This window comes from Cyanobium sp. Morenito 9A2 (genome assembly GCF_024345575.1).
Taxonomy (GTDB): Bacteria; Cyanobacteriota; Cyanobacteriia; order PCC-6307; family Cyanobiaceae; genus ATX-6F1.
Map to the genome: position 1 here is coordinate 1 of NZ_JAGQBJ010000024.1, position 8490 is coordinate 8490.

At 66.4% G+C, this 8490-nt stretch carries 7 protein-coding genes and 2 pseudogenes; 1 reads left to right on the forward strand and 8 read right to left on the reverse strand.

Translation table 11 applies throughout. The annotated features are described in order from the left end of the window. Together KBY88_RS15885 and KBY88_RS15890 are read right to left on the reverse strand one after the other, a co-directional pair. Nucleotides 1-133 (reverse strand): annotated as a pseudogene (locus KBY88_RS15885) (3-deoxy-7-phosphoheptulonate synthase); the annotation flags it as partial. Between the two features lie 97 nt (nucleotides 134-230). Further along, nucleotides 231-1589, reverse strand: a complete 1359-nt coding sequence (locus KBY88_RS15890) for a type I glutamate--ammonia ligase (RefSeq protein WP_254940922.1) — start codon at nucleotides 1587-1589, stop codon at nucleotides 231-233. Between the two features lie 59 nt (nucleotides 1590-1648). On the opposite strand from KBY88_RS15890, the gene KBY88_RS15895 reads away from it, so the two are divergent. Further along, the gene (locus KBY88_RS15895) at nucleotides 1649-2266 is read left to right on the forward strand and encodes a cysteine hydrolase family protein (protein ID WP_254940923.1); all 618 of its coding nucleotides are present in this window, start codon (nucleotides 1649-1651) and stop codon (nucleotides 2264-2266) included. Between the two features lie 376 nt (nucleotides 2267-2642). Here the strand turns inward: KBY88_RS15895 and KBY88_RS15900 are convergent, their stop codons facing one another. From KBY88_RS15900 to KBY88_RS15925, 6 genes and pseudogenes are all read right to left on the reverse strand, one after another. Then, a complete protein-coding gene (locus KBY88_RS15900) occupies nucleotides 2643-2867 on the reverse strand; it encodes a deaminase (protein WP_254940924.1) in 225 nt (74 codons plus the stop codon). Nucleotides 2868-3050: 183 nt separating this feature from the next. Next, on the reverse strand, nucleotides 3051-4424 hold the full coding sequence (locus KBY88_RS15905; RefSeq protein ID WP_254940925.1) for an FAD-binding oxidoreductase: 1374 nt from the start codon (nucleotides 4422-4424) through the stop codon (nucleotides 3051-3053). A gap of 72 nt (nucleotides 4425-4496) precedes the next feature. Beyond that, a complete protein-coding gene (locus tag KBY88_RS15910; protein ID WP_254940926.1) occupies nucleotides 4497-5450 on the reverse strand; it encodes an antibiotic biosynthesis monooxygenase in 954 nt (317 codons plus the stop codon). A 17-nt stretch (nucleotides 5451-5467) separates the two neighbouring features. Continuing rightward, complete coding sequence (locus KBY88_RS15915; protein ID WP_254940927.1) at nucleotides 5468-6076, reverse strand: nucleoside deaminase; 609 nt, start codon at nucleotides 6074-6076, stop codon at nucleotides 5468-5470. A 506-nt stretch (nucleotides 6077-6582) separates the two neighbouring features. Beyond that, a complete protein-coding gene (locus KBY88_RS15920; protein ID WP_254940928.1) occupies nucleotides 6583-7974 on the reverse strand; it encodes a carbohydrate porin in 1392 nt (463 codons plus the stop codon). A gap of 319 nt (nucleotides 7975-8293) precedes the next feature. Beyond that, nucleotides 8294-8490: pseudogene (locus KBY88_RS15925) on the reverse strand (3-deoxy-7-phosphoheptulonate synthase); the annotation flags it as partial.

Below are 8490 nucleotides of genomic sequence, written 5' to 3' on the forward strand. Positions count from 1 at the left end.
TCGCCTTGATGCGCTCCCGTGCCCCCAGCACCGTGCTGGCCGCCTTATCAGTGAGGGGAAGCTCCCGGTGCAGCAGGGCGGGAGCGACCAGGGGGCGGGTCTCCACCACGTGCAAATCGGAGGTGGGCAACATGGCGGACGGCAGGTCCCAGGGGTCCACGCTAGAAGCAGTCCGCGCGGCCCCCGGGTCCGCGGTCGGCAGCGCCGTGCCCCCTGGGGACGGCCGAGCGTCAGAGGGGACCACCAACCAGCGGCCACCAGCAGCTGGCCAGCACCTGCTCCCGATCAGAGAGAGCCTCGTTGCGTCGCACCTCCGCCGCCTGGCTGTCCAGTAGAGCGCCATGCAGGGCGTCCCCCATCCCCTGGCGCAGGACGCTGCTGGCTGCAAAGGCGGCGGAAGCCTGCGTCAGGTTGGTGGGCAGACGCGGAACCGTGCCTGGGGGCAGGCCGGCCGGATCGCCGATCAGCGGCGCAGGCAAGGCTGGAGCCGAAGTCAGAGCCTCCCGTGCCAGCAGTTGCACCGCGCCGAGCAGCAGATAGGGATTGGCACCGGCATCGGCCACCTTCAGCTCCAGATGGGCCGCAGCTCCGTCGGCCTCGGAGGGGATCAGCCGCAGGGCCGCCTCCCGGTTCTCCACCCCCCACACCTGGAAAGGGGCCGACCAGGTGCCAGGCGCCAGCCGCTGGTACGACACCGCCAGGGGGCAGGACAGGGCCATCAGCGCCGGCAGCTCCTGCAGCAACGTGGCCAGAACGGCCTGGCCCTCCCCTGTAAGGCCGGCGGGACCGTTCCCCCCCTGGAGCAGCGGCACTCCGGCGCGAGCCAGGCTGAGATGCAGGTGGCAGCCGTTGCCCACGCGCTCCAGGCTGGGCTTGGGGCTGAAGCTGCAGCGCCAGCCGAAACGGCGGCTGACCCGCTGGATCACCAGGCGAGCCCGCACCAGTCGGTCTGCGGCCTCCAGGGCGGTTCCGGGCGCCAGCGAAAGCTCGAACTGGGAGGCGCCGTACTCCGGATGGAACTGCAGCCAGTCCAGGTCCGCCGCCTCGATCGCCTCAAGTACGGCCGTGGCGTACTCGAGGCCCTCCACAAGGCGATCGGCGCCATAGGGGCCTCCGGCCACCGCCGCCCGGGGGGCCCCGTCCGGATCCGGCGCCTCCTCCGCCAGCAGCCACTCCAGTTCGAAGCCGACCCGCAGGTCGAGCCCATCCGCCCACAGCGCCTCCTGCTGACGGCGACAGAAATGGCGCTGATCTCCCCCATAGGCAACGCCGCTGCGCAGCCAGCGCTCGCCCGGAGCCCAGGCCCAGCCCAGGGCCGGATCCAGCGGCGTCAGGGCGCTGGCATCGGGCTTGAGCCGCAGGTCACCATCGGGGACCGCCAGACGGTGGGCAGGATCGATGCCGCCGGCCGCGCCGAAGGCGTCCGCCACCGGCGAGAAGCCCACGCCGGTCCGCTCGGCGGCCTCCAGTTGTGTCAGGGGCACCGTCTTGACCAGGGAGGCACCAGCATTGTTCACCCAGGTGATCGCCAGCCAGCGCAGCTCAGGCTCCGCCGCGGAGAGGCCGGGAGCGGGGGCTGAAAGGGTCATGGCAGGGCCGCTTGATGGCTTCATGATGAGCCGGGTGGCCCGTTTTCAGCATCCTCCGCATGGATCCCGAGCCTGACTGGCTGCAGCCCGGAGCTATGGCCCTGCTGCTGGTGGATCTGCAGCAGGGCACCTGCGGCGATGCGCAGCCACTGCCCCGACCCGCCTTCGACCAGCTGTTCCGCTCGCGCACCCTGCCGGCAGCCCAGCGGGCCCTGGCCCTAGCTCGGACTTCAGGTCTGGAGGTGCTGCACACGGTGATTGCCGACCTCACCACTGACGGCCGCGACCGCAGCCTCGATTACAAGCGCTGCGGCATGGGTTTCCCGCCCGGCAGCCGCGCCGCCACGGTGATCGAGGAGCTGGTTCCCCTGGGAGATGAACTGGTCCTGCCCAAGAGTTCCTCCTCGGCATTCACCTCCACAACGCTCGACTATCTGCTGCGCAACATCGGCATCCGCACGCTGGTGGTGATCGGCCTGCTCACCGATCAGTGCATCGACCACACCGTCAAGGATGCCGCCGACCGGGGCTACCGGGTGGTGTGCCTCACCGACGCCTGCCAGGCGGCGATCCCGGAGCGCCACAGGCAGGCCCTGGCCTGCTTCCAGGGCTATGCGCAGTTGCTCACTGTTGAGCAGTTCGCCGCAGCCCTGGGATCGGCCAGCCCGGCATCCTGAGCGGGTTCAGAGACGCGATGCCGCGCGGCGCTCAGGCCGCCGCCTCCCTCACCCGCCACGGTCCTCCTACCGGGGCGCTCTTGCCTGGAGTGAGCGCAGGGTGATGGGAGGTGGACGATGAGTGGCCCAGCCCAGGAGCGGAGCGAAGGCCGATCCTCCGGACGCAAGAGCACTACCAGGCTCCGTCCGGCAGTTCGCGGAACGGATCGCACACCACGGCGGCCTCCTCCTGCAGGATCTGCTGAGAAGCGAGGCGGCGTTCGGAATTGGACAGCTGAAGATCATCCCCGATGTTGGCGTCACCGAAGAGATCGGCATAATCCTGGGAATCGGCGGCGTGATAGATCTTCGAGATCCTGGCCCAGTAGGCAGTTACCTAACTGATTGGACAGCATTCGCAGCTCGTGTACTTCATCGCCCCGGTGAGATCCACCGTCTGGAGGAGCGCGCAGACCTGTCGGATGGCCTTCACTTCGTCATGGGCGAAGGGATCGTGATTCCGCATCACGCTGTTGGCGGCCGCGCCGATGACCTGGCCATCCATCACGATCACACAGCCGACGGGTCCACCCGTCATGTTCACCCCACCGGCCTCCCTCATCAGCTGAATGGCCTAATGCAAGAACGCGAGATTCTCAGGCGTGGACATCACAGCTCAGGCTCGGATACCGGCTCAATGGCAGCCTAAGATTAGGGAAAAGCGACACACACTCGATCCATAATCCATCTTCATCGCCGCAATCTGATCAGGCTGTCGCACCCCGTTCAGACTCGTGAAATCCGCTTAGGAGCTGAACGAATGGACATCCTCACCCAAGGCTTCGAACAGATCAAAGAACACGCGGTCGGGATCATGCACGGCGCGCAGATCCGCCAGGCGGCTCCAGCAGTGCGGAAGATAAGCCTCGACCGCCGACGTTGGCCTGCGCACGAAATCGGTTTCACCGATGTAGCTGCCCTTCGTGTGGACGTGGAGAGCCGCCGTACAGGCTTCATGCCACTCGATGTTCGTGGCATCGTAAGCCGGATCCAGCCACATCGTTGAGGGTCCTCCATAGACCTGTCCATTCATGGAATAGGAGGTGTTGATCGGATCATGCACAGCCGCAGGCCCTGTGAACACCGTGAAGAACACCAGGGTGGTCGGGGAGGGGGCTGCCGCCATGAACCCGGCCGCCGCTCGGATCTGATCACCGGCGGATGCCGAGGAGAAGCGGTTCTCGACACGACTGCGATGCCCTTCAGGCCAGAGCGACCCGGACAGATCGAACAAGGTTGGAAAGCTGAGGGACACAGCGACCTCACGGGAGAGCGGTGGCAGCTCGGAATGGTCCAGTGGTTCCAGCTGCCGCCTTCCCTCTGCGTCGGTATCGGCGAAGGCGACGGCGGAGACCATGAGAACGACGCCGCCATCTGGCGCGGCCGCCGCCTGCAACGGTGGCGGAGCCTGCAGCAGGAAGAGGGTCAGCTCCACCGATGGGCTCAGCGAGGGTGCGAGCGCCGAGATCCAATCGCCCACCGTCCCCGCCTGGGCAAGGGGGAAGCAGAAGGTGCTGCCGAGGATCGCCGCCGGCAGTGGGTAGACCTTGAGGTGATAGGCGATCACCACCCCGAAGAACCCCGGTCCGGCTCCCCGCGCCGCCCAGAAGAGGTCGGCATGCTGCTCACGGCTGGCCAGGACCTTCTCCCCGGCTGCGGTGATGATCTCCATCGCCTCAACGCTCTCGGTTCCCGCCCCCCACACCCCCTGGTTCCAGGCCATGCCGCCACCGAGGAGATAACCGCTCACCTTCACCTGGGGACAGTGGCCACTGGGAAAGGCCAGCCCGAGGGGTTGCAGAGCCGCCAGCAGCTCCCGGTTGCTCACGACCGGCTGCACGATGGCCGTTCGTGCCGCCGCATCGATGCTGAGCACCTGATTGAAGCAGGCCAGGTCGATCAGGATGCCGCCACGGCGGAGAGTGGGCTGACACCAGTGGTGGCCACCCCCACGCACCACAACCTTTCGGCCCTGCTCCCGGGCATAGCGGAGCACGGCGATCACATCATGCTCATCCTTTACCCGCACCACCAGCTCTGGCCACCGCTCCGGAAGGAGCTGATTCCAGAGGTTGGCCTGCACCATTGAGAGATAGGCAGGATCACCGGGTTGGGCCATGGCACCCCGGCAGTGCCGTTGAAGAGACGTGAGATCCATCAGGGGTAGGCAGGCAAGGAATAGGGGCTTGGGTCAGAAGGGCAGCAGTTTCCAGAGAACTGCCACCTCCAGCAGATACAGCAAGCAGACGATCTGCACCCCCCGGCGTGTGAGCGCCCGTGGCGAGGCGAGGCCGGGAAACAGCCACCAGTTGAACGTCTGCACAAACCAAGGCATCGTCAGAAAGCTGGTGAGCGCCACACTGATGGAGTTACCGATAAACGTGGCCAGGGCCCCGTGGATCCCCAGGCCAGAGAGGATCGGACTCAGCAGCCGCAGCTCCAGCATCACGATCGGATAGAGCCCGAGCAGCACGAGCATCGCCGTTTTCCAGTTCGGCGGCGCCTGTCCGGATACGGGATCCACAGGAACCCAGCCGGGGAAGGAGCTGGTGATGCGGACCAGTTCCTCGCGTTCCATGAACTGCCGCGATTCCGCCAGCAGATCGGCGCGCTGGCGGGAGTTCATCCAGGCCTCGAGATGGGAGGCGGAGTCGTACCGGAGAATCGTGACCCAGTGCCCCTCGCCGCCCCCCTGAGGGGGCTGGAGGTACATGCCGAGATAGCCGGGGTAACTGGCCTGGGCCGCCTGGATCCGTTGGGCCCAGCTGCGGAACTGCTCGGACATGCCGGCCCTGACCTTGGAGAAGATCACCTCCGTGACATCGGACCGGCTTCCGGGGTAGGCATCCGCCTGTTCACGTCGTTCCTCGAAGACCCCCCCCACCAGCAGCGGTGCCGCTGCCGCCAGCAGATCGTGGCAGGCGGTGGAGGACTGCCAGGCCTCGAGCTCCTCAGGGGAAGCGAACGAGATCCGGATCGTCCAGGTCTCACCCTTGGCGGCGGAGCGGGGCGGAAGCAGATCGGTGCTGAGGAAGCCGCTCTGTCGCGAGAGGGCATCCGCCTGCCGGGCGTGCCAACCCGCCAAGGCTTTGCCCATGCCGGCATGGACGCGGCCGGAGGCGATCAGAGTCACAGGGTCCGCCATGGCGCTGGCCCAGTTCTTCAATAGGGATGGCGGTCCGGTTTGTCCATCCAGGCCTGACAGGCCTGAAGGGCGAAGTCACGTTCGAAATCCGGAAAGCACTGAATCGCCTTGCGCTGCTCCCAGGGAAGACGAAAGTCGATGTACTGGAACTCATCATCGAAACCGATCTTGCTCGTATCCTCCAGCCTTGTGCCGAAGTACACCCGATCGATCCGCGCCCAGTAGATGGCACTCATGCACATCGGGCAAGGAGCTCCGTTGACATAGAGATCGCAGCCCTTCAGCATCTGAGCCCTCTCCGGCACCGGATCAGGCGATCCCTCGGGGCGCGGGATCATCTTGAGATTGCCCTCATGCACCTCCGACCCAAGCAGAGCCTTGGTGTTGATCCTGGAGCAGGCGTCGATGATGGCAGTCACCTCAGCGTGATACACGGGGATACCCGTGAGCAGCACACGGTTCTGACCGCGACCGATGATCTGGCCATCCCTGACGATCACCGCCCCGAAGGGTCCGCCCCATCCCTTCTCCACGGACTCGATCGCCAGGCGGGTGGCTTCATGGAGAAACTGCTTCTTGTACTCGACGCTCTCGATATCCGTTGCTGGCATGTCTGTTGTTGCCATGATTTCCGATCAGCGAGGAAAAGTGAGGGGACAGACTCCGGCGGCACCTTGCGCCAGCGCTCGGGAGTCCTGAAGCCTGCGACCCATCAAGACGCCGCAGGATGTTGTGGAGAGGGATGCCACTGCAAGGTGGGCCCATCGGGAGACGGTGTCCTCCGAAAGTTGCAGACCAGCACGCCCTGCGGCGCACTCTCTCGCTGCAGGAATCAAGTTGAGTCCAAAAATATTTCCATGAACAACGCTAGGCAAAATGCAGTGCCGCGATCCTGGGATTCATGAAACGTAACAGGCACAGATTGCAGCCACTGAACGGCAACAATCCCCGGTAAAGATCAAATCACGGCACAAACCTGGTATCACGTTCATCCCCGAAATTGCAGTGGCCCTGGCCTCGATTCCCTCGGCGTGGGCTTCGCCGTTCAGCGCCCGGGAGCCCCGTGTCCGGTAGCAAGTGCGGGCCAGTGGGAGGCTCCGACCACATCCGGTCCTCTTGGAGCCAGGGCTCCTCAGAACAGGGTGATCAGTTGCAGGAGCACGCTGGTGGACCCGCCGGCGGCTGCGGCGAGTCCTGGCCGGGGCAGGGTGGTGAGAGCCGGCAGCACGTAGGTGGCGCCGCCGAGATGAAACTGCCCGTACACCTGCAGCATCAGCTCGGAGGGGCGGAACACCTGCTCCAGGAACCCGGTGTCGTTCACCCTTGCCCACGACAGACCGAGGCCGAAGCTGTCCCGGGGACGTTGTGCCATCGGCGCGAAGGCCGTCAGACCGGCGGTGAGTGAGCGGGTCATCAGGTTGGTGATGGAAGGGGTCCAGCCGGCGCTCACGAAACCCACCAGCCCGCTGGAATCGTGCCCGTACCGGAAATTGAGCAGCCGCTGGGCCACGGTGCCGTAGAAGCCGTGGGCTCCGTTCTCCTGCAGGCATATCTCCTCCGGGCCGGTGCCGCTGCAGCGGCTCGACGTGCCGCCCTGGAACCAGGTCCCGAAGCTGGCGGAGCCGGGGCGGTTGCTCGCGCCCAGCGACCAGCCGCCCCCCAGTTCGGCCACAGAGAAGAGTGGCCCGCCCAGGCTCGGGACGGCCGTGCCCGTGCGGATCGATCCATCCCCCACCCCGCCGCGACCGTCGAACACGCCGGCATTGAAATACACCTTGCGATCCAGGGCCTTCGGCTGCCAGCTCAGCGAGGCCCCCAAGGCCGGATCGGGATAGCCGGGCATGCGCCCCAGCAAGGTGGGCATCGCATAGAGGGGCGTGAACGGCAGAGCGCTGAGCGCCGATACGGCATAGGTGGGATTGCGGGTGACGTCCGGACGGGTGACGTTGGCGAACTCAATGCTGGCCGCCTGCTTGCCCACCAGGATCTTCAGCTGGCGATCCCAGAGGTCCTGGCGCAGCACGTAGCTGTAGAGCGCGGTGCGATCCAGCGGCGGCGGAGCCACCAGGCTGTTGCTGCCCTGCACGCTGCCGGAGGGCAGGGCGGCCCCCGGCCCGGCGTTCAGCTGCAGGCCCTGGACCCACGCCGTACCGCCGCGCCAGCCCACGGCCTGCTCCAGATCAAGGGTGGCGTCGATCAGGAGCTGCTGGGCCAGGCCGTTGGCAGGCACTGACTGGACACCGCCCACGATCTGCGACGTGCCATTCCCCACCCAGGCGCCACCGAGGCGGAGGGCTGAATCGGCTGGCAGGCCCAGCCAGCGGCCCAGCTGGCCGGTACCCGGTGCTGCGCTGGAGGCCGCCGGGTTGGTGGAGGGCAGCCGCATTTCCGGCCCCAGATCGGCGGCGATGGACGGCGGGGAGGCGGCCGGCTCGGCGGCGGCCGCGGTGCCGAAGGGCTGCAGCAGGAGCGCTGCGAGCAGCTGACTCCTGGAGAGCAGGGATCGCGCAGCTTCTCGGAGCATCAGCTCAGCGGCATGGCGATCGGTGCTCTGCAGCTTGCCTGATCACTATGGAAAAAGCCGCATCTGGGCCCACCCGCAGACGAGCCAGGACCAGTTCGGGGCTGCGCTGCCCGCCAGCTCCGCGCAGAAGGACGTGATCCGAGGTCTGCAGTGGATCCCTGGGGCCAGGAACCCAGGAAGGCAGTTCCATTGTCCCCCATCTCCGGGGAGCCGACGTGAACCCGCTCGAGAACGAGCTCTGTCCTACCCGAGGCGATCCTGGCGGGCTCCTGGTTCCTCACTCGACAATGAGCGAGGCCCGCTCCGCACTTCCGTGCGCTCAGATCGCCACCAGCCGCCGCTCGCCCACCTCGGCCACGGCTCCAGCGAGGTGATCGAGAACGGAACGTGTGGCCTCCAGATCGATGCAGGCATCGGTGATGCTCTGGCCGTAGGTGAGCTCGCTCAGATCGGCGGGAATCTTCTGGCTGCCGGCCACCAGATGGCTCTCGATCATCACCCCCATCACGTGGCGCG